This is a genomic window from Wolbachia endosymbiont of Drosophila nikananu (assembly GCF_028981865.1).
Lineage (GTDB): Bacteria > Pseudomonadota > Alphaproteobacteria > Rickettsiales > Anaplasmataceae > Wolbachia > Wolbachia pipientis_B.
The window spans coordinates 1-22,263 of the sequence record NZ_JAPQLL010000066.1 but is presented as its reverse complement, the minus strand read 5'-3'; the positions used below and the strand labels follow the sequence as shown (position 1 = coordinate 22,263).

The following is a 22,263-nucleotide window of genomic DNA, read 5'->3' as shown; positions in this document are numbered from 1 at the left end:
AACAAGGAAAAATCTTGTTAAACCTGAAAGAAACTATTTTATCCAGTGCTATAACAATTTTTAAATATAATTTATTAAGAAGTATTTTTGCAGTTATAACCGGACGCTCAATGGTGCTAGAGTGCCCGTTTGGGAGCATGGTTTTGGAGGAACGGTTAAACCACTGATGGAGTCTATTACGACTACCTCGATTAGAAGATTGTATAATCTAACCGTCCCAAGCTTAAATACTTCTTCATTATAAGTTATAGGAGGTCAATTACAATGACAAAAAGTAAATTAGAGGTAATGAATCCTGATGCAGCAGGGATAGATGTTGGTTCGGCTGTACATTATGTATGTATACCCGAGAGAAGAGATGAGCAACGTGTTCAAAAATTTGGCTGCTTCACTGAAGACCTTCATAATTTAGCAAGGTGGTTAAAAAAGTGTAAAGTTACAACCGTAGCGATGGAATCAACTGGTGTATATTGGATTCCTTTGTTTCAAATACTGGAATCTTACGGTTTTGAAGTTAAGTTGGTAAATGCGCGACATGTAAAAAATGTACCTGGGAGAAAGTCAGATGTTCAGGACTGTCAGTGGTTACAACAACTACATAGTTATGGATTACTCCAAGGGTCATTTAGGCCAGATAGCCAGATATGTGTATTGCGTAGTTACGTGCGACAACGTAAGAACCTCACTGAAAGTGCATCTACACATGTTCTGCGTATGCAGAAGGCATTAATTCAAATGAATATACAACTGCATAGAGTTATAAGAGATATAACAGGAGTAACTGGTATGAAAATTATCAAGGCTATAATTAAAGGCGAAAGAGATTCTGGGAAATTGGCTCAATTCAGGGATGCACGAATAAAAAATGATCAGTCTACTATAGCAAAAGCGTTAGCTGGCGATTATAGAGAGGAACATGTATTCACGCTAAAGCAAGAATTTGAACTATATAATATTTATCAAGAAAAAATAGCAGAATGTGATAGAAATATTGAGGTCTATTACAAAACGTTTGAAACAAAATCTAACGAAAGTAAACAGTTGAGTAAGGAAAAGAATAAGCACAGAAAAAGTAAGCCTGACTTTGCTTTGCACGAGGAACTGCACCGAATAACTGGTATGGATTTTACTAAAGTTCCAGGGCTTGATATACTAAGTATACAGACTATAATTTCAGAAACTGGTATAAACCATAATAAATGGTCAACAGAAAAACACTTTTCATCGTGGTTAGGACTCAGCCCTGCCAATAAAATTACAGGAGAAAAAGTGTTTAGCACAAGAACGCGTAAAGTCATTAATCGTGCTGCGAATGCATTTCGAATGGCTGCTAATTCTGTAGGAAATAGTAAAAGTTCATTGGGTGCATACTACAGGAGATTAAAAAAACGATTAGGAGCACCAAAAGCAATAACAGCTACTGCAAGAAAAATAGCATGCATATTTTATAGTATGCTCAAATACGGACAAGAATATGTAGAAAAAGGAATGGAATACTATGAAACACGATATAAGGAGAGAGCTGTAAAAAATTTGATCAAAAAGGCACGAGAATTTGGCTATACTTTAGTGCAACAAGAGGAGCTAGTTAAGGAAGTTTCTTAGAAGATGGAATCGAATCTTTGCTAGCAGAAACAAGAGATATTACAAAAAATAAGTTTTGTAACGTACTGATTAATCTTTGTTTTGAGGATCGTAGCAAAGCGCACAAACTTGCTTTATATGTAAAAGACATTGATAACATTGTATCCTCAATAAAAGATAAGGATCTGTTAAATCACTTTGATCAAATTTTTACCATAACTGAAGTAAGCAATAAGCATAGTAGAAATGAGCTAATTAATCGCGCAAGAACATATAGAACAATAAGTGAAAAACCTAAAGATGAATACAAAATTTTTTAGCTAATCAAAAAGAGAATCTTTCATATGAAATAACGTCACCTAAAATTAATAATTTTTTGCCACAGGTTAGTATAGCAACTGTTTAAATTATCAAAAGTTCAATACGTGTAGCTAAGTCTTTGCAATAGTGATTTTATCAATAATCTTAGTGTGTACTTGATTATCATTTTTTGTTTCAATTTCAGTGATGACATGGCACCTACCGGGCTCTTTTATGGCAATTTCTTTAAACCCTTTTCCAACTTTATTATAAAAATTAACATCCATTTCTTCATATTTATTCTTGTCTTTCGCTCTACTTAACCCAACTTTAACATCAATATCTAGAATAAATGTAATATCTGGATATCTAACTCCAGCTAACCTGTGCAAATCTTCTATTAGTTTTAAATCAACTCCAAACCCATATCCTTGGTATGCAATGGTTGAATCAATAAACCGATCACAAATCACTATTTTCCCTTCTGCAAGAGCTGGTAATATTAATTTTTTCATATGTTCGTGCCTCATCGAGATAAGCAGCAAGAGTTCAGAAATAGGATCAATATTATTCGTTAACGACACTCCTCTTATCTTTTCTGCAAAATCAGTGCCACCTGGTTCTCGAGTTGACACTACATTATTTTCGCCGTGAATTTGCTTAAAATGATTTGCAAGTAGCTTAGATTGTGTTGTTTTACCAGAGCCGTCTATTCCTTCGAAAGTTATGAACATAAGTTTTATAATACTAAAAAAGAATATGCAAACAGTATACATAGAAACCGTTTGACATTTAAATAATAAGACCATAAATTATATATGGTATAATAATAGTCTATGGTTGCTCTGAATACTCCTAAAGTCAATTTTAGTTTCACTGCAAAAGATTTTAATCTTTTGGGAGTAGACAATAAATACTACACATTAAGTGACTGTTGTGGAAAAAACGGTCTTATTGTAATGTTTGTATGCAATCACTGTCCTTACGTTCAGTCAATTATTAGCAATCTGGTAAGCGATGTTGATCAATTGAAAAAAGATTATCAGGTAAACACCGTTGCAATAATGCCAAATGATGTAAATGAATATCCAGAAGATTCCTTTGAAAATATGATTAATTTTGCCAAAGAAAATAAGTTTACATTTCCATATTTAATTGATAGTACACAGAAAATAGCTAAAGAATACGGGGCTGTTTGCACTCCTGACTTTTTTGGTTTTAATGCTAATTTAAAACTTTGCTATCGTGGACGTTTTAATGACACAAAAAAAGAAAAGGGCCAAAGCTATGAAGTAGGAAGTAGTGACTTATTTCAAGCTATGAAATTTATTGCAGAAACTGGTAATGCTCCAATTGACCAAAAATCAAGTATTGGCTGCTCAATTAAATGGCCTAATTCTACAGGTTAAATATCATGCACAGTGGCTCTCAGCATTTGTTTGATATTATAATTTTACTTTCTGCTGCTGTGTTTATAGTCATAGCGTTCTGGAAAATGAATATTAGTCCAGTGCTCGGTTACTTCGTTGCAGGTGCAGTTATTGGTTCTCATGGATTTAATCTGATACACTCAGCTGAAGCAATGGATAATCTTGCAGAATTTGGTGTAGTTTTTCTATTATTCATTATAGGCCTTGAATTGACATTTGAACGCCTGATCGCTATGCGTATTCATGTATTTGGGTTCGGTTCTCTTCAAGTTATAGTTACCATGGTAGCAATATGGTGCATCGCTCTTGCTTTCGGAGTGAATACAAATATAGCAACAGTTATTGGTGGTGGGCTCGCGCTATCCTCAACAGCAATAGTGTTGCAGGTTCTGCAAGAAAAAGGTTCTCAAGCAAGTCAGGTTGGTAGGTTGTCAATAGCAGTACTATTAATGCAAGATTTTGCAGTGGTACCATTAATAGTATTGGTACCTTTACTTGCTGGCAATTCTGAGCACAGCCTGATAAGCTCATTGGCAGATTCATTGGTGCAAGCAGCTATTGCATTAGTGCTGATATTTATAACTGGTAGATTATTGCTTAGACCTTTATTTTCGGTTATTGCTAAAATGGAAAGTAATGAGGTCTTTATATCGACAACGCTTTTAATAGTATTAGGAGCAGCATTTATTACTGAGCAATTCCATTTATCGTTGGCATTAGGTGCATTTGTCGCTGGATTGTTAGTTGCAGAAACAGAATACAGACACTCAGTGGAACACGCGGTATTACCATTTAAAGATTTGTTTCTTGGCTTATTTTTCATGACTGTTGGTATGTCCATCAATACCGAACTTTTACTCAATAAGTTACCACTAATTACTTTATTATCGATTATCCTTATCGTTTTAAAAACATCTATCATATATATATTGTGTAGATTTTTTGGGTTTAAGAGTGCACCTGCTATACAAGCTGGGTTGCTGCTTTCACAAGGTGGTGAATTTGCGTTTATTTTATTTCGCTTAGCAGATGAGCTAAATGTGCTACCAAGTGAAATCGCGCAAGTACTTATGATGGTAACTACAGTAACCATGGCTTTCACTCCTCTTTTATCGGGGCTTGGAGACTGGATAGCAAACTCATTTAGCACTGAGAAAACGATATTAGATGATGAAGCTGTTGAAACAGATACACAAGATCTTTACAACCATGTAATAGTTGCTGGATTTGGTAGAGTGGGATATATGATAACAAAAATGCTTACTGCAGAGCATTTAAGTTACGTTGTTGTAGATATTCAATCGAAAATAGTCAAAGAAGGAAAAAGTGATAGTTTTCCTATATATCTTGGAGATGTTACAAGATGTGAAATTTTAAAATCAGTAGGAATAGAGAGAGCTCAAGCTCTCGTTATTTCAATAAAGAATGAAGTTACTATAAAAAAAGTTGTTTCCTTAGTTGCTGCAAATTTTCCGCATGTAAATATTGTAATACGCTTACCAGATCTGAGTAATGTGGAGGTTTATAGAGATCTAGGAGCTAGTAAAATTATTCCTGAAACATCTGAGATAGGATTGCAGCTAGGTGGAGCTGCACTGAGCCTTAGTGGTATTAGCGAAAGTGGAGTTACGTCTTTAAAAAGTAGATTTAGAAAAGGCAATTATAGTATGTTAAAAGACCTTGGTAGTGATAAAGATGAATGACTACTTTTCTAATTTTATGTACAGAAAGCTTCAAGCTTTATTGAGGTTTTGCCTATAGTAAATTACGCACATAATCAACCAAGTTAAGGAAAGTGCAAACCAAGTGATTGCATATTCCAAATGCTTCATTGGCTGTATAGCTAATTTGCTACCAAAATTGTTCGGCCATAATATACACTTCTCTAGCTTAATACCCAACTCATTGGAAATTTCTTCTGTACTCAGGGTAAACCATGTATTCGAAGCAGTATCGTTCTTGATAAACCAATTTTTGCTTTTATTGCTATCGCAATATAAAGTTCCATCTGCAACTACTTTTTCAATTTTTACTTTTTTCTCTTTTTTTTCTTTAACTATTCCTTTGTTCACTAACATATAGTTTCCAGTAGTAAGCAGCATGGGAGACAACACATAATAGCCGTGTTGCCCTGCAAAAACATATAGTTCTATGCCACTTAGAATCCCACCAATCTTGACATGCCTATAGTTAAATTTTTCAAGGTCGTTATTGGGCAACAGATGAACAACAGGAAGATTCATATTTTTGATAATATTATTCTTCCAGTTCAATCTGAATACTTGCCATAACCCTAATAAAAAAAGGAGCAAACAAGGTACAATTAAAATAAATACTATCTTTTTTAACACTCTATATTTGTGTTCTTAAATAGTTTTCAACACCCATTAGTTCAATAAGATCGATCTGCTTCTCAATCCAATGGAAGTGCTCTTCTTCATTTTTTAACATCTCTTCTAATAACATTACACTAACAAAATCTTTTTCTTTCTCAGCGATAGAAATCGTTTCTTTGATATCCTTAATACCTTTTCCCTCTAATTTCAAATTAGCTTCTAAGATTTTTTGTATTGTATCTTTTGTAAACTTTCCATCATACTTTGAGATTCCATTTGTATCTTGAAAATTTGGGACTCCTTTAAACAACAAAATTCTTTCTGCCAACTTGCTTGCATGTTCAAGTTCTTCGTTAAGCTCATTTTTTACCTTTTCTGCAAGTCTATTAATTCCATTGTTTTTGAGAACCGCAAAATGCAAAAGATACTGGCGTACAGAAGTCAGCTCATTGGTCAATAATTTATTCAAATGTTTTACTATCTCTTCATTCATAATCTTCCCTGAGTTCAATTTATCAGCATAATTTACATGATAACGATAGTTATAGCAACTCATTTAATAGTTCCTTTGATAACAACCGTATTAAATAGCATGTCGTGGTATGTCTGTTTTTTCTTAGAGAAGCAAGCAACTAGATACCAATAGAGGGTGAGCAGCACTATAATTACTTTCAATGCACTCAAGACATTCACTAATACCTCCTGATCTTGCAAAAATTCAGTAAGGACAACTACTACACTGTTTAACAAAGGAAGAAAAAACTGGGAAGTGCTTCTGTCAAACGCTAAATTCAAGTCTATTTTAGAACCATCTAAATTGGTAGTATATATATTCATTAACTGTTGACCTGGAGTTGCTTGGGCCTTTGAAGATATAAAATATGTGAAGTAACTACAATTTACACACATGTATGATAGATGTAAGATCAACGGAGAATCCTCTAATAGCAGTATAATTAATAAAGTTGGAATTAATAAAATTGCTACATCTATTAAATATGCGCAAAAGCGCCTTTGTATACTGGCAATCTCTGTCATTACCTACCTTCTAAATACTTTATTATAAAATCTGTAAGTTTATCAAAATGTTGAAAACATAACAAATCTTCATAACCGCTTATTGATTGACCGTATATAATAGGTAAACAATTGGCATTTTGTGCACACAGAACATCTGTGATGCTATCACCAACGAAAAACATATTTTCTCTATTTATAAGCAACGTACTCTCCTCTAGTGCAAATAGCAGTGGAGTTGCAGATGGTTTGTCTTCCGCAGTATCGCATGAACCAACTACTCTTTCAAAGTAAGAATCTAGTTTAAAATAGGCAACTTCTTTACGTAAATTAGTATTTTTCTTATTACTTACTATTGCTAGATAAATATTGTGGCTTTTCAGTGTCTGCAACATTTTCTCTACTCCTTGATTCAGAGCAATGTTTTGCAATAGTGCATCATCTAAATATTGTTGATATATCTGATTTGCTTTTTTCCACTGATCGCCAAATAAATCGACCATATAGCTCTTTCTCGACTCATGGGAATTTCTATCAGCAGCTTTATTACTATACCCCATTGAATTTATGGTGTGCTTAATAGCATTAAAAATGTTATCTTGAGTGTCAACTAAGGTATTATCCCAATCGAATACTACTGCTAATGGACTATTTCTCATTTCTACATTGTTACGTATTTTAGGTTAATAAGTAAATAACATTTTGATGAAAAAAACATAAATAAGACGCTCTTGATAACCACAAGAAACACTATTTATTGCAAGTTGTGTTAACCATTTCTACATAATGAGCTAATACACTGGTTTTATAAGTTTTATTAGGAGTAGGTATGACTGAAGTTAAAGATACACCTCAAACAGGTGTCGAAAAAAAATTTAAAGATGTTTTTGAGCGTTCCCCAGGTCCTTTCCCAGAAGGAGCTTCATTAGAAGATAAAGTACAGACCATTGCTAAATTGAATCAGAAGCTTGAAAGTCGAAAGAGCCATGCAGCTGAAAAAGTACATCAAGATTTTGAAAGAATTGCTGAGCTTGACCGCCAATATAAAGGCAAGGGTATTTTCAGAAGTGAAAAAGTTGCAGGACCAAAAAGTGACAAAAAACTCCAAGATTCTCCGAAAAAGCCTATAGCAGAAGGTAAAAGCTTTGAGCAAAGTAGACAAAAAGAGACTTCTGTGCAAACAGATACACAGCCATCAAAGCACATCGTTAGTCCCTCAGTGAGCAAGAGTTCTGTAAAAGAGAAGCTCAATACTGAGCTAGGCAAAAAAGATAACACGCCTAAACCACAAGAAAATCAAAAAGAAGAAGGGCTTTTTAGCCTTCTGGGGCGTTTTTTGAAGAAAATATTAGAAAAACTTTTGGGTGAAGATGAAAAGAGTGTAGAGAATGCTCGTGGCATGAAAGAAGATGCTCAAAGAAATACATTAAATGACGATGGGCAACAAAAAAGCATGAATCGAGGTTCTTTCATAAATATAAACGGAAAAGAGTTTAATTTAGAGCCAGGAAAGGCCTTTAATTATCAGGATAAAGCTCTTAAAGTTAGTATTACATATAATAGTCCTGAGACAAAGCAAAATCTGCAGCAAGATACAACTTCTCTCAATATTGCTGATGCGATTAACTTAAATATCAATGGTAAGGAATATAATGTCCAACCTGGTGAGTTTTTCAATTATAAAGGCCCTGGCTTAGAAATTAACGTGATAAATGATTGCCAACAAAGTAAGAACTTTGATAAAATTTTAAATCAGGACAAAAGTATAAGCAAGGGCTTAGAGCAAGCAACACAACTTGAAAACCCAACGATAACACCTGTTAATACTCCTGAAGTAAATACAGGTCGTGAAAGGTGATCCGCTTTCAAGCTTCATTATACCGCCACGAACCGTCATACCGCAGGTATCTCTAGATCCCGCTAACAAGCAGCGGGATGACGATTGTCATGGTGTCATGAAAGTAGCTGACACTGGTTCCTTTATGACGGTGTCATCCGAGTAGCCCCTTTCTCGTCATCCCAGTGCCTATTTCTTTGTCATCCCAGTGCTTGACACTGGGATCCAGGAAACTTAACTCTACACCAAGTAAATGTACAATAAGAACTAGATTCCAGACTGGAATGACAGCAGTTCTACGTCATACCGCCACGCCGCTAACAAGTAGCGGTATGATGATTCTTCAAATCGTCAAGGTGTCATCCAAGTAGCCTTCTCTTCCTGTCATCCCAGTGCTTGACACTGGGATCCAGAAGACGTAATTTCAACCAAGTGGCTGTATAATAAAGGCTGGATTCCAGTGCCAAGCACTGGAATGACACCTATCTTGGGCTCTCTTAGCTATAAACATTAAGAAACTTACCAAACGAAAAAAAAGGCAAAAGAAACCCTAGTCATTGTCTATTTTCTGTATTGGCGTTTTTTTAAGTCTTAAACACTGCAATTTAGCTGCTTTTAAATGCAACTCACCTTAGTTTAAATGTTTAAGAAATTTACTAAGCAGAAAAAAAGGCAAAAGAAATCCCGTGTTAGCTAGTTGTCACTCTCTAATCCTGCAAATCGGCGTACTATACTGTCTTAAACGACTTATAAGCGCGTTTCAGCTTGTGTGGGTAAAAACCCAGAAATGTTGTGAAGACATAAGGTGCACATAGTGCAAAAAATTAAAAATAAGACGCCAATCACGTAATGCTGTTGTCATTTAATCTGCACAGATTGAAGATAAATGAATACCTTCAGTACCATGATAAGGGGGCTGGCGAGGCTTGTCAAGCAAGTTTTTTCGTTTCATCCAACGCGCTGCCAAAAGTTTGTTATGCAAGAGATCTCATAAATTGGGTGTCATATAACTACACCCACATTAATTTTGGCGTACATGACCTTGAAAGATTGCAGTGCAATACTTAAATTATTAGGGTAATAGGCAAATAATGGAGCTCAAAATGCATAATGTACAAGAAACTGAAAATTTAAAATTTGACGCTGAAGTAGGGAAAGTACTGAATATAGTGATTCATTCACTTTATACTAATAAAGACATTTTTCTGCGAGAGCTAATATCAAATGCATCGGACGCATGCGATAAACTGCGCTACGAATCCCAACTAAATCCTAATTTGCTAGATTTGAGTGATGAATTAAAAATCACTATCAGCTCCAATAAAGATAAGAACGAGCTATATATCACTGATAATGGCATCGGAATGAACAGACAAGATTTAATAGATAACCTTGGTACAATTGCAAGCTCTGGTACGCAAAAGTTCTTAGATGCGATTAAAAATAGCAAGGATTCAAGCCAAGCTGTGGAGCTGATTGGCAAATTTGGTGTTGGTTTTTATTCAAGCTTTATGGTTGCATCGGAAGTAATAGTAGAATCAAGAAAAGCTGGAGAGGAGGAGTCTTGGGTCTGGAAATCCAAGGGAGATGGAGAATATTCAATAAGTAAATCAGATAATCAAGTCCCTCGTGGAACCAAAATTACGCTCGTTATGCGCCCTGAAGAGAATGAGTTTTTAGATAAATTTCGTGTTGAAAACATTGTCACTACTTACTCCGATCATATAAATTTTCCTGTTGAATTCATAGACGAAGAAGGAAAAAGTGAAAAGTTAAACAGTAAGGCTGCAATTTGGACTAAGCCAAAAAATGACGTTACTCAGGAGGAGCACAACGATTTTTTCCGCAGTGTTGCGCATGTTGGTGGTGAACCTTGGATGATATTGCATAATAAAAATGAAGGTGCAATAGAATATACGAATTTGCTTTATGTTCCCTCTATTAAACCTTTTGATTTATTTCATCTAGATAGACGTTGCTCTGTGAAGTTATATGTAAACAAGGTATTTATTACTGAAGATAACGTACAGATCATACCACAATACTTGCGTTTTCTGAAAGGTGTGGTTGATTCACCGGATTTGCCTCTTAATATCAGCAGAGAAACGCTGCAGAATAATCGTGTTGTTGAGCAGATCAGAAAATCTCTCACTAAGCGTGTGATATCAGAGCTCGGTAAAAAAGCAAAAGAGAATTTAGAGGAATATACAAAATTCTGGACCAATTTTGGTGCAGTTTTAAAGGAAGGTCTTTGTGAAGCTATGCCAGCTGATGAGAGAGAAGCGCTGCTCTCAATTTGCAGATTTAATAGCACCGGTGATGAGAAGTTGATCAGCATTGATGACTATATAAGCAGAATGAAGCCTGAACAGGAACATATCTATTATCTCACCGGAAATAGCCTCGATTCAGTGAAAAACAGTCCGCAACTTGAGGGATTCGTCAGTAAAGGGCTGGAGGTTCTTCTGTTCGTTGATCCAGTGGATGATTTCTGGACCAGTGTAATTCATGAATATAAAGATCAAAAGTTTAAGTCTGTGACTCGCGCTGATGTTGATTTGGAAAAATTCTCTTCAGAAGAAGATAAGAAAAATGAAGAAAATAAATCGAATGAAGAAAAAACTGAGGAAACTATATTGCAATATTTTACTACAGTGCTCGGAGATTCAGTAAAAAGTGTAAAGATCTCTAAAAAGTTGACTGACAGTCCTGTGTGTTTAGCGGTTGATGAAGGTACTATGGATCTTCGCATGGAGCGTTTTTTGCGTGAACAAAAGCAGTTAAATTACCGCACGCCAAAGGTGCTGGAAATCAACACTAAACATCCTGTAATAAAAAGTATAATGAAATCTCACGCTGAAAATGGTGAAAACCCAACATTGGAGGACATGGTCCACCTATTGTTCTACCAAGCTTGTATCGTGGAAGGTGAAGAGATGGACGATGCAAGCCTGTTTGCTAAAAGGCTAAATAATTTGCTTGGCAAAATTTCTGTTTAATGCTATACTTAGCTATAGCTAAAGTGGCTTAGGTTTACCTACAATTTGAAAAACAACAAATTCGTCATTCCGCTACTCGTTAGCGGAATCTATGCTGAGATACCGCGGCGGTATGACGTAGGGAAACCTTTCTTGAGTTAGCTATAGTAGTTAGGAGGTAAAGCATGTTTGGTTCCAATTTTAGAGACTTTGTATCACAGGATACAACTTCACATGGCCAATCAAATCCTGAAAGATTAATCAAAAATTGGCATGGTTTTGAAAAGCCAGATTCTGAGGATTCAAGTATTGAAGAAGAATTCGAGATTTTAGAAAGCAAAAATCAAGGAGGAACTAAGGAGCGTCACCATTCCGGAGATTCAGGTATTGAAGGAGAAGAAGAGTCTGAAATTTCAGGTAATGGAAGTCAACTCGAGGATAAACTTCAATGTAGTAGCTTTGAGAATGGTTATGAAATTATCGAGGTTAGTGATCTAGACAAAATACAAATTGCAGGGTTTAGTAAACAGGAATTATTAGAGATGTGTAATTTCTGTAAAATCAGCTATGGTAATAACGATGAAAGGTTAGATAGTAGATATAAAACTAAAGCTACACTCTTTAACGAAGGTTATGGTATTATTCCATTTTATTATGAGAAAAATGGAACGCCTGCTGGTTTTGTTTTTACAAAAGATAAAGAAATAACCATAGCCTATCGTGGTACTAAAGACCTTGATGATGTGATAACTGATGTAAGCGCAGCATTTACTCCAGAAATTTTACCTGAAGGTGGGAAAATGCATAGTGGTTTTTATAATGCATTTTATGATTTGTTGCCTAGTCTTGATAAAGTATTAAGCGATTACATTAAAAAGCAAGGATCAGAAATCAAAGATTTTAGAATTAATTGTACGGGCCATAGTATGGGAGCCGCTCTTACTACTATAACTGCTTTATATCTTAAGAAAGTAAAGAGTGCTGAACATATTCGTGTTGTAACTTTTGGTTCTCCGAGGGTTTTTGACTCCCGTGGTGCTGAAATTTATGAAAGGCTTCTTGGAGAAAATACCATTAGAGTAACTAATTTATCAGATCCAATACCCATGCTCCCAACTGGTTCTATGGGCTTTAAACATGTAGGTGAACCATTAAAAATAAAAACAGGTAACTTGATAGTAAACTGCCTTGTGACGGACCTCCATATAGTAGAAAAGTATTATCATAAAACAGACACCTATTATGGTTGCATTCAAGATATGAAACCAGAAGATTTTCAACCAGATAGTAATAGATCTAAATACTATTACTTTTCTTATGTAGTTGCAGTTCCTTATTATATAATCACTACAGCTTTAACTACGCCTTATTATCTTTTTTTCAGTGCTATTTCAAACACGGAAAACGCTATTATTTTGAAAGAAAAATGGAGTTTGCTGATTTAATAAGCCATAAAAACGGGTTTAATGCTATGGTCGTTGAAGATCCTTTAATAATGTCTCATATAGAGTGTAACATTAATGGAAGAGACGAAGTGCCTCTTTATATTAACAATAATAGAAACAGTATGGAGTTAAGGCAGTTGTGTGGAACTGAAAATATGTCTGTTAGATTTCCTAGTTCAATTGGTGCTGATCTAGTAGCAGGTGGTAGTTTAGCAATGAGATCTACCTGCAGTAATAGTGAATTGAGTCAACAACCACAAAAAAATATTGTTGACAAACGAGAAAATGTTATGAATAATGAAAATGATCCAATAGGAGGAGTAATGGGTAAAAAAGGCAAACAAAAAAATAAGGAAAATGGTGCTCAAATCAATGGCAAGCAGCCTAGTGATCTAAGCAATACTGTACCACCTGTTCAACTAACTACACCTGAAACGCCTAATGCTTCTTCAAGTGAGAATAGTTTCCAGTTTGAAGTTGATCAAGATACACAACCACTTTTACTACGGAGTCCTGTGAGTGATGAAGATGTTACTGGCGATAGTGATGATAAGCGTGGTGACAGTCCTTCAGGTTCTGGTAGCAGTTCTCCAATTCAGGATATAGTTAATGAAGAAGAGCCTGTAGTAATTACAACAAGACAGCTAAATGATGGTGAGCATGATAAAACCGTGTTTAAAGAGCACCAAGGAGATGCTGCTATACAAAATACACAACCAAAAACTTTAGTAGTTGACAGCAAGCCTAGCAATACAGGTGTTGAGAGTGATGAGAAAAAACAAGCTCCTGTTCAACCTACTGAGCATGTACCAGAAGAAAGTGCAGGACTTAAGGTACAGCCTTCTAATACTCAAGAGCAACAAGAAGTTCCTGAGACTCCAGTTCTAGGACAAATGGATGATACTGAAAGTTTAAGTACACAGGACGATCTTGTTTTTCAAAGTGACAGTACTACCGTGTTATCAATTGATGGTGATGAGAAGGAACGAGTTCCTGTTCAACCGGTAGAGTCTGAAAGTAAAGGTGATCAACAAGATTCACCACCACTTTCACCACAAAATTCTGTGAGTGGTGATGAGTGCAGTAGCGGTCCTTCAAGCTTCACTAAATTGCCTAAGAGTGATGAAGGTGATACTGACAATAACAATGATAAATATATTAAAGTTTCTTCTGAAGATATAACTAAGGAGGACCTTACTCCCAAAGGTAGTGGTAGTTTGCAAGGCATACAACCAGAAATTTCAGTACCATCACCTAGCACTTTTCCAAATGTTAACGGTGCACCTACAATCGAAGGGCATATGGTAATTATGGAAGATATTGAGGATAGTAGTGGTCGACTTGTAGGTGAGGGTGATGTCTCTTCAATTACTGGTGATTTGCATGGAATTTCTATTGAGGATGATATGTCTTCACTAGGTACAGCAAATGATGAGTATGGTGAAGACTCTTCAGGTGAAGATGTAACTGGTGAACCAGAGAAAACAAATAAAGGAGATTCTACGCTAAAAAGTAGCAACAGTACAAAAAGTAGTAAGCTGCATGTTATAGCTGCTTCTGCACTTGCAATAGCTGGTATTATTTCAGGTGTGGCTGTTGCAGTTTACTTAGAAATGTTAGCAGTGGGAGTAGCAGTTGGAGCTTGTTGTCTGGTTGCTGCTGTAATCATATATTGCTGTAACAGACCTTCAAGTTCATTTAAGGGTAGTAATGTTGAACTTATAGCTGATAAAGAGCTTGCTGCAACAGTAAGTTGAAGAATAAATATTGTAGTTTACCATTTAATAATTTGTTATAATTGTATTAATTATTAGCGAATAAAAACTTGGTAAACTACGAAGAAATATTCTTAAACAAAATCAAAGATATAAAAGATGAGGGGCGCTACCGTGAATTTACGCACTTTGCGTCATTGCCAGGTAGGCTCCCCCACATTATGGACTACGAAAGAAATAGGGAAGTAATTGTTTGGTGCAGTAATAACTACTTAGGAATGTCACAGAATGAGAGTGTTATTGCTGCTATTCAAAATTCATCTGTTGGTGCTGGAGGAACAAGAAATATATCTGGTACAACAAAAGAGGTTGTCGAACTTGAAGAATCCTTAGCTTGTTTGCATAAAAAAGAGGCTGCTTTAACTTTTGCTTGTGGCTACCTTGCTAACCAGACTACACTTAGCACTTTATCGTCTATTATCCCAAATGTAGTAATTTTTTCAGACGAGAAGAACCATTCTTCAATGATAGAAGGCATAAAATCAGGAAAAAGACCAAAACATATATTTAAACACAATGATGTTGATCACTTAGACCAGTTGTTAAAGTCCGTAGACACAAAAACACCAAAGATAATAGCTCTTGAATCCGTATATTCAATGGATGGCGATATAGCGCCGCTTGAAGCGATATGCGATCTTGCAGATCAACATAATGCAATCACCTATTTGGATGAGGTGCATGCAGTTGGCATGTATGGTTCACATGGTGGCGGAATTGCAGAAAGAGAAGGCCTGATGGATAGAATAACCGTCATTCAAGGTACACTATCGAAGGCTTTTGGAGTGATGGGTGGGTATATCGCGTCTTCAAAGAGCTTGGTAGATGTAATAAGAAGTTCCGCTCCAGGATTTATTTTCACCACTGCTATGTCGCCTGTTTTAGCAGCGGCAGCAAAGGCAAGCGTTGAACACCTAAAATCGAGCAACATTGAAAGGGAAAAGCAAAAGCAAGTCGTTGAAAAAGTAAAAAACTCACTGAGAAATACAGGAATTAACTTTATTCCAACAGAAACTCATATAATTCCAATAATAATTGGCAACCCAGAGTTATCCAAAAAAGCATCAAAATTATTATTTGATGAGTATGGAATATATGTTCAACATATAAATTATCCAACAGTGCCAAGAGGAACTGAGCGTTTCCGTATTACCCCTACACCTTATCATACTGATGAAATGATAAAACATTTAACAGAATCTCTTGTAAAAGTTTTCGAAAAGGTATCTGTTCAGATGCATGGCTAATGTACAAATATTGAAACAAAAATTCCAGTGCCCCTATGATGTCATTCCAGCGCGTGACGCTGGAATCCAGCTTTTGATGTATCTGTTCAGATGCATGGCTAATGTACAAATACTGAAACAAAAATCCCAGTGCTCCCTTTCTTGTCATCCCAGTGCTTGACACTGGAATCCAGCTTTTGATCGAAAATGTTGTACAGTACATAATCAAATTTTCTGGATCCCAGTGTCTGGGCACTGGGATGACACCCTTTTGGATGGAAACCAGTGTCACGCACTGAAATGACACCCATTTATTCCTATAGTTGTCTTTTCTCGTCTACCTTATTTTGCCACTCTGCTGAACAGATACTCGAAAAGTTGTCTATCTCTGTAGCCTATTTATCCTAATTTAACATCGCCAGCAATAATCAATCCGTTGTCTTCCGTTAACCTTCCACCGCTTTCTTGCAGAAAAAGCCTACCGAGCGAAGTTTTGTATTTGTTAACTCCAGAGTAAACTGTTCCTCTGTGCCTTCCTGCTGCAAGGTACGCAAAGCCTAAAATTGTTGAACCGATGGAGCGTACATTACTATTGCCAGGCAGCAATTTATTTAATAAATTACCACTTACATCTATTAGACCCCCTTCACGGCTTTTCACCCGCATTTTTATATGACGAGATCTAAAATCCTCAAGAAAAGCACCTTTCTTTTCTTCTGCCCAAAAAGTTTCTCTAAGAGCCGGAGCATCAATTACAGCCGCCACAACTTTATTTTTATGAATGAGACAGACTGATACTGCAAAATAAACTATGCAACTAGAAAAATTCTCCCTGCCCTCTATAGGCATAATAAACCAAGTGTAACCGTTATCTTTTATTTCTTGGTCAGTATCACCTTCGGAAATAAACCCATAGTCTCGTTTGTAGTCGTGCAAGCAATTGTATATGGTTTGCTTGGATTTTGAATAAGTTTTATTAATAAAGTCTGCTGATTTAACATTAGAAATTTGCAATTCATTAAAATCGCGCATAAGCTGCCTGGAAGCACTACGCACAGAATCAAGCATCACATTAATTCGTGGTGATGAGATGGACATTCTTCCTTTTACTCTTTCACTCTTTCATAATAGCTGTCATCTGGAGTATATACTACAATTTTATCCTCTTCTTTTATAAACTGAGGCACGTTAACGCGCATTCCGTTTTCTAAAATTGCAGGCTTATAAGAAGAAGTAACAGTTTGGCCTTTAATAACAGACTCTGTTTCTTTCACAGCAAGTGTAACATAATCAGGCACATGCGCAGAAATTATTTTGTCTTGATAAGTTACTATTTTAACTTTCATATTATCCTGTAGATAAATCTTTTTCTCTCCCAATAAGTCCAAATTTATAGTGATTTGCTCGTAATTACTTGGATGCATAAGATTTACAATGTTTCCTTCAGTGAAAAGGTAAACATACTCCTCTTCATCTAAAATTGCTCTTCTGATTGTTGCATCAGAGCGAAATCTTTCATAGTGTTTTGCTCCGGTTTTAATGTTTTTCATTTCGGCTTGTATGTATGCACCACCTTTACCAGGTTGAGTATGCATAATACCTACAACCAAAAATAATCCGCCGTTATGTTCCAACACCTGACCTGGCCTGATATCGTTAGCTCTTTCTGCCATAATTACATTTTCAACTTGATCTTATAATTATAAATAGCTTTATATAAATATCAAAATCTTTATTAGTCAATAAATTCTGGCATATTTAATACTATATACCTCCCCCTTATATTTATATGTGGAAATATCTCTTTAGTGAAAGATAGCATAATGCGTTTTTTTGTGCTGATAACCAAAATTTCTAATATATCCCCTGAGCCGAAATTATATATAGATTTTACATTGCCATATAATTCATTACTTTCCAGCCTTACTTCCATATCTACAAGGTCACTTTGATAAAATTCATTCTCATCATTTAGCTTCGGTAGCTTGCTTCTTTCTATATACAGCTTCTTATTCCTTAAAAGCTCTGCTTCATTACGGGAATTTACTCCGCTGATTGTAGCTATTACTAAATTATCACCTATGACGGATACTGAGTCTATTTTATAATTCTCATCACCATTTATTAGCTCACCATATAAGGATATATTTTCAGGTTCTTCGGTAAAAGTTTTTAATTTAACCGCTCCTTTAATTCCATGGGGGGAGGTAACCACTCCGAGGCATACTAAATTATCATTCATATCAATATAAATTAGAAGATTTCTCAGATAAATATTGAGTCAAAATCTCAATTCCTTCATCAATCTCTTTTCCAGTTATGATTAATGGAGGCAAAATTCTCACAACGTTATCTGATGTTACTCCAACAGTGAGTAAACCACGATGACTTAACTCTTCTGCAAACTTTTGATTGTCTGCTTTCACTTTTATTCCAAGCATTAACCCTTTCCCTCTCACTTCTTCTATTATTGGAAATTTACTTGCTAAGTCTTCTAATTTATTTTTTAAATACTTACCTCTAATTTCAACATTTTTCAAAAAGCCAGGACTGAGCAGTTCTTCGAGCACAGCATTACCTACTGAGGTTGCAAGCGAATTGCCACCAAAAGTGGAACCGTGCATACCGACCGCCATATACTTAGCAGCCCTTTCAGTTGCAAGACAAGCCCCTAGCGGAAAGCCTCCTCCTATTCCCTTTGCAAGAGCACATATATCAGGTTCCACTCCTATATGTTCGTATGCGAATAATTTTCCTGTCCTACCAGTACCGCATTGTACGCAATCAAAAAATAGCAATATGTCATTTTTATCACACAGCTTTCTTAGTTCTTTCATAAAGACTTCATTCATTACTTTGATACCACCTTGCCCTTGTATCGGTTCTATTAATATAACACCTATACCACTTGAAATTGCTTTCTTTACACTCTCAATATTGGGCTCGATGTTATCACACCAATCAATACAGGGACTCAGTAATTCAGAAAATTTCTGTTTATCGTTTGTAGCACAAGTTAAAAAGGTTCTTCCATGAAATGCACCATGAAATGTTAAAATTCTGTGACGGTTCTTATTGCCTTTTCCGTTTTGATAGACCCTAGCAATCTTAAGCCCACATTCTACTGCCTCTGATCCAGAATTCGAGAAAAATACAGTGTTAGCAAAACTGTTGCTTATTAATTTTTCTGCAAAATTATTGGCAGCAGGTATATTATAGGTATTTGATATATGCCATAATTCTTCTCCTTGCAATTTTAGAGCACTAATTAATCGCGAATTGGTGTGACCTAAGCTACTAACTGCTATTCCAGAGTGAAAATCTACGTAGCGCTTACCGTCAATATCATACAAGTAAATACCTTTACCATAAGAAAAATTTATGTTAACAGGAGAATAAACTGGCAAAATAGGAGAAATTGTCATAAAATATTATATGCTAAATTTTATTATTAATAACATAAAAACCGTTGTTTCACAATAAGAAGGATATGTATAAGCTAGGTAAATCAATGTTTTCTGCGCTGGAGAAAAACAAATACACAAAAGTTATTGCATTACTCTCATCGATCTTTATGATTTTATTCAGTGTGATATATTGTAATTATTTACTAAGGAGTAATTTCCTTTCTTCTTACCGTGATTCAAGTGTAAACTTAAAAAGTATACTGGAAAATGGCATGATAAAAAAATACCATTATTTACTAATAGAAAAGCATCACATTAAATACAAAAGTTTTGATTACATAAACCAACTGGTAAAACTGCGTGCTGAATTATTACAATCAGTGAGCAAAGTAAAGGATTTCAGCTTAATACTGTATGATCAAAACGGCAGAATAATATTCAGTAATTTTAACACTCAAGATTATGATTATGAACAGTTACTTACAAACGATGAAATTGATGAACTATTAAGTAACCAAGAAATATTTTATACTACAGGAAATACATTAACTTCTATTTTTCCTATATTCCATGAAAATAGCGTTAAACCGTCGTTTTTTTTGAAGATTCTTCGAAACTACAATAATTCTTATGTTATAGCATATGGCCTATTTTTAACATTTTTAGGCTTATTATTAATAATTTTAATAATAATGTTCTATTTGCACTTTTCTAATACCCAAATGCTAGCCAAGCAACATAAAACTAACATTGAATTACAGCAGATAAAAGAGGCATTAGAGCAAGAAAATGCAAATAAGCTAAAATTTTTTGCAAGCGTTACACATGAATTACGCACACCTCTTAATGCTATTATTGGATTTGCGGAGTTGATCAAAAATGAAACTTTAGGTTCAATGGATAACTCTCAATACAAGGAGTATGCAGACGATATATATAATGCAGGAACACACTTACTTACCTTAATTAACGATGTGTTAGATTTTTCAAAGGCTGAATCAAGTAGTTTAACAGTAGAAAAAGTGAAGTTTAACCTGAGCAAAATAATAGATTCATGCGTAAATATGCTATTACCTAAATTAAAAGAAGCAGGGATTAATTTAAAAAAAGAGATGACTAATAAACAATTATTAGTCATCTTAGATCCTAAGAGAATGAAACAAGTTATAATAAATTTATTATCAAACTCAATCAAGTTTACTCCCAAAGATGGTTTAATAAGAATGGTGATAAAAGAAAATATAGAAAAAAACTTATTAACTATTGAGTTTCATGACAATGGAATAGGAATAATGCAGCAGGATATATATAAAGTTATGTCTGTTTTTGGCCAAGCAGATTCGGGATATAGAAATGAAAGTACGGGCATCGGATTACCGCTAAGCAAGAAATTAGTAGAGTTAATGGGTGGAACTTTTGACATTAAAAGTGAAGCAAAACTTGGTACTACGATAACATTGAACTTCTTTTATGAAGAACAAACATGTGAAGATTCGATTGATTTTTAATAGGATCTATTTGATATGGTCTTGCAAACCACACTTTATCAAAAGCAGTAAGCTGAGAAGGTAGATACCGTCTGGCTAGTCAACAAGAAAATTATAAAAATTGAATCTCAAGCTGTATTGTAAAATCAAAAAATACTTCTAACTGTGTAGCGGTACACAGATTATAGTTAGTGGATATGTCGATAAGTAAATTAGTTATACCAATTCCCGCTATACAAGTCACAACTGTACGAACGTTGTAGTTTGGGCCACCAGTGGGGTGTTATCCGTAAGTGTTGAAAGTGCTATAAGTGGCATTATATAAGGTGGTTAACGGCATAAATTTCAATGGTAAATTAAAAAAGCGCCTTTTTGCCTGTGGTTAGAAGGTTTAAGCGAATTTTCGACGTGGTTTATCTGCTTTCCCAACAACGAAGGTTGATATCAAGAGGAGATTTACATACCATTAATCACCTTGTGTAGACTTGCTGCAAAATAGTGTAAAAGATGGTAAAGTATGAAAAAGAGAAATAAAAAGTGAGGGAAAATGAGTCTGAATTACCATAAAGTAAGTAAACACCCGAGAAATTTTCGAGATGTAACGGGATTGAAAATAGAAGAATTCGAAAAAATCTTGGAAAAAGTCCGTCCAGAGTGGGAAAAGCTTGAAAGACAGAAAAAGCGCCACGGAAGAATTGCTAATTTACCGACACTGGAAGATAAAATGTTGTGCGTAATTTTGTATTATCGGACCTACATAACCCACAGATTTTTAGGCTGCCTTTTCAACTTACATAATGCGAATATTTGCCGACTTTTGAAGAAAATGGAGCCACTGTTGGCAAAAAAAATTACTATAAAAAAGGACAGAACCCTAACGCCAGAGAGGATTTTGAAGATACTGGCAGATGTTACAGAGCAGCAGATACAGCAGCCAAAAGAAAGCAGAAAACGGAAGAAAAGTTACTCTGGCAAGAAAAAAGTGCACACGATGAAAACAGAAATTGTGATCGAAGAAAGAGGGCAAATTTTATCGGTTTCAAGATCTCACCGTGGGAGAATTCACGATTTTCGGATAAGAAAACAGGAGAAATTGCTGCCTACAGACAGTATAAAGCATGCCGATTCTGGCTATCAGGGATGGAAAAATTGCAAAGTAACGTTGTGATACCATACAAAAAATACCGAAAGAAGCCACTAACTGAGGAGCAAAAGGAGCACAACCGAGAGTTGGCATCATTTAGGATGAGGGTCGAAAATAAGATACGAGAATTGAAAATATTCAAGATTTTGTCGCACGTTTACCGTAACTTTCAGAAAAAATATAACATGAGATTTAATATTATTGAAGGTTTGGTGAATTTGAGGCATGGGTTTTAGCCTGCTGCTATTTTAGCCTAATTCACCCTGAAATTAGTATATACCTTTTCGCAGCAGGTCT

The 22,263-nt window shown here is 35.3% G+C and carries 19 protein-coding genes and 1 pseudogene; 11 read left to right on the top strand and 9 right to left on the bottom strand.

Features of this window, described 5'->3' with window-relative positions; translation table 11 throughout:
• Window positions 1-258: 258 nt before the first annotated feature.
• Both OZD67_RS04740 and OZD67_RS04735 read left to right on the top strand, forming a co-directional pair.
• Window positions 259-1,605, top strand: a complete 1,347-nt coding sequence (locus tag OZD67_RS04740) for an IS110 family RNA-guided transposase (RefSeq protein WP_182184072.1) — start codon at window positions 259-261, stop codon at window positions 1,603-1,605.
• Between the two features lie 17 nt (window positions 1,606-1,622).
• A complete protein-coding gene (locus OZD67_RS04735; protein WP_182183638.1) occupies window positions 1,623-1,904 on the top strand; it encodes a hypothetical protein in 282 nt (93 codons plus the stop codon).
• A 111-nt stretch (window positions 1,905-2,015) separates the two neighbouring features.
• Here the strand turns inward: OZD67_RS04735 and tmk are convergent, their stop codons facing one another.
• On the bottom strand, window positions 2,016-2,618 hold the full coding sequence (gene tmk / locus OZD67_RS04730) for a dTMP kinase (protein ID WP_182183640.1): 603 nt from the start codon (window positions 2,616-2,618) through the stop codon (window positions 2,016-2,018).
• Between the two features lie 102 nt (window positions 2,619-2,720).
• Between tmk and OZD67_RS04725 the strand changes: the two genes are divergently transcribed.
• Window positions 2,721-3,293 carry a thioredoxin family protein gene (locus OZD67_RS04725; RefSeq protein ID WP_182183642.1) on the top strand — a complete coding sequence of 191 codons (573 nt, stop codon included), beginning with the start codon at window positions 2,721-2,723 and terminating at the stop codon, window positions 3,291-3,293.
• A 5-nt stretch (window positions 3,294-3,298) separates the two neighbouring features.
• Window positions 3,299-5,017, top strand: a complete 1,719-nt coding sequence (locus OZD67_RS04720) for a monovalent cation:proton antiporter-2 (CPA2) family protein (protein WP_182183644.1) — start codon at window positions 3,299-3,301, stop codon at window positions 5,015-5,017.
• A 30-nt stretch (window positions 5,018-5,047) separates the two neighbouring features.
• Here OZD67_RS04720 and OZD67_RS04715 read toward each other — a convergent pair whose 3' ends face one another.
• Genes OZD67_RS04715 through OZD67_RS04700 form a run of 4 tightly spaced genes read right to left on the bottom strand, consistent with a single transcriptional unit; the run spans window position 5,048 to window position 7,326 of the window.
• A complete protein-coding gene (locus tag OZD67_RS04715; RefSeq protein WP_182183646.1) occupies window positions 5,048-5,665 on the bottom strand; it encodes an SURF1 family protein in 618 nt (205 codons plus the stop codon).
• Window position 5,666: 1 nt separating this feature from the next.
• Window positions 5,667-6,143, bottom strand: coding sequence for a bacterioferritin (bfr, locus tag OZD67_RS04710; protein ID WP_182183648.1), 477 nt, complete (start codon window positions 6,141-6,143; stop codon window positions 5,667-5,669).
• Between the two features lie 59 nt (window positions 6,144-6,202).
• Window positions 6,203-6,688, bottom strand: coding sequence for an RDD family protein (locus OZD67_RS04705; protein ID WP_182183650.1), 486 nt, complete (start codon window positions 6,686-6,688; stop codon window positions 6,203-6,205).
• The gene (locus tag OZD67_RS04700) at window positions 6,688-7,326 is read right to left on the bottom strand and encodes an HAD family hydrolase (protein WP_182183651.1); all 639 of its coding nucleotides are present in this window, start codon (window positions 7,324-7,326) and stop codon (window positions 6,688-6,690) included. Before OZD67_RS04700 ends, OZD67_RS04705 begins: the two co-directional genes overlap by 1 nt.
• 170 nt (window positions 7,327-7,496) lie before the next feature.
• Between OZD67_RS04700 and OZD67_RS04695 the strand changes: the two genes are divergently transcribed.
• The 5 genes from OZD67_RS04695 to hemA all read left to right on the top strand — a co-directional run bounded on the left by OZD67_RS04695 (window position 7,497) and on the right by hemA (window position 15,949).
• Complete coding sequence (locus OZD67_RS04695) at window positions 7,497-8,525, top strand: hypothetical protein (RefSeq protein ID WP_259346667.1); 1,029 nt, start codon at window positions 7,497-7,499, stop codon at window positions 8,523-8,525.
• A gap of 1,082 nt (window positions 8,526-9,607) precedes the next feature.
• The gene (htpG, locus tag OZD67_RS04685; protein WP_182183655.1) at window positions 9,608-11,503 is read left to right on the top strand and encodes a molecular chaperone HtpG; all 1,896 of its coding nucleotides are present in this window, start codon (window positions 9,608-9,610) and stop codon (window positions 11,501-11,503) included.
• A gap of 164 nt (window positions 11,504-11,667) precedes the next feature.
• The gene (locus OZD67_RS04680; protein ID WP_182183656.1) at window positions 11,668-12,927 is read left to right on the top strand and encodes a lipase family protein; all 1,260 of its coding nucleotides are present in this window, start codon (window positions 11,668-11,670) and stop codon (window positions 12,925-12,927) included.
• Window positions 12,909-14,684 (top strand): TomO hydrophobic C-terminal domain-containing protein, encoded by a 1,776-nt coding sequence (locus OZD67_RS04675; RefSeq protein WP_182183658.1) that lies wholly within the window; start codon window positions 12,909-12,911, stop codon window positions 14,682-14,684. The genes OZD67_RS04680 and OZD67_RS04675 overlap by 19 nt, the downstream gene beginning before the upstream one ends.
• A gap of 68 nt (window positions 14,685-14,752) precedes the next feature.
• Window positions 14,753-15,949 (top strand): 5-aminolevulinate synthase, encoded by a 1,197-nt coding sequence (gene hemA, locus OZD67_RS04670; protein WP_182183660.1) that lies wholly within the window; start codon window positions 14,753-14,755, stop codon window positions 15,947-15,949.
• Between the two features lie 378 nt (window positions 15,950-16,327).
• Here the strand turns inward: hemA and OZD67_RS04660 are convergent, their stop codons facing one another.
• The 4 genes from OZD67_RS04660 to OZD67_RS04645 all read right to left on the bottom strand — a co-directional run bounded on the left by OZD67_RS04660 (window position 16,328) and on the right by OZD67_RS04645 (window position 19,353).
• Window positions 16,328-17,026 (bottom strand): inositol monophosphatase family protein, encoded by a 699-nt coding sequence (locus OZD67_RS04660; RefSeq protein WP_182183662.1) that lies wholly within the window; start codon window positions 17,024-17,026, stop codon window positions 16,328-16,330.
• Window positions 17,027-17,034: 8 nt separating this feature from the next.
• On the bottom strand, window positions 17,035-17,601 hold the full coding sequence (gene efp / locus OZD67_RS04655; protein ID WP_164224875.1) for an elongation factor P: 567 nt from the start codon (window positions 17,599-17,601) through the stop codon (window positions 17,035-17,037).
• A 62-nt stretch (window positions 17,602-17,663) separates the two neighbouring features.
• Window positions 17,664-18,170, bottom strand: a complete 507-nt coding sequence (rimM, locus tag OZD67_RS04650; protein ID WP_182183664.1) for a ribosome maturation factor RimM — start codon at window positions 18,168-18,170, stop codon at window positions 17,664-17,666.
• A 1-nt stretch (window position 18,171) separates the two neighbouring features.
• The gene (locus tag OZD67_RS04645; RefSeq protein ID WP_182183666.1) at window positions 18,172-19,353 is read right to left on the bottom strand and encodes an aspartate aminotransferase family protein; all 1,182 of its coding nucleotides are present in this window, start codon (window positions 19,351-19,353) and stop codon (window positions 18,172-18,174) included.
• A 65-nt stretch (window positions 19,354-19,418) separates the two neighbouring features.
• Between OZD67_RS04645 and OZD67_RS04640 the strand changes: the two genes are divergently transcribed.
• The gene (locus tag OZD67_RS04640) at window positions 19,419-20,843 is read left to right on the top strand and encodes a sensor histidine kinase (protein WP_182184109.1); all 1,425 of its coding nucleotides are present in this window, start codon (window positions 19,419-19,421) and stop codon (window positions 20,841-20,843) included.
• A gap of 526 nt (window positions 20,844-21,369) precedes the next feature.
• A pseudogene (locus OZD67_RS04635) lies at window positions 21,370-22,202 on the top strand (transposase family protein).
• Window positions 22,203-22,263 lie beyond the last annotated feature (61 nt).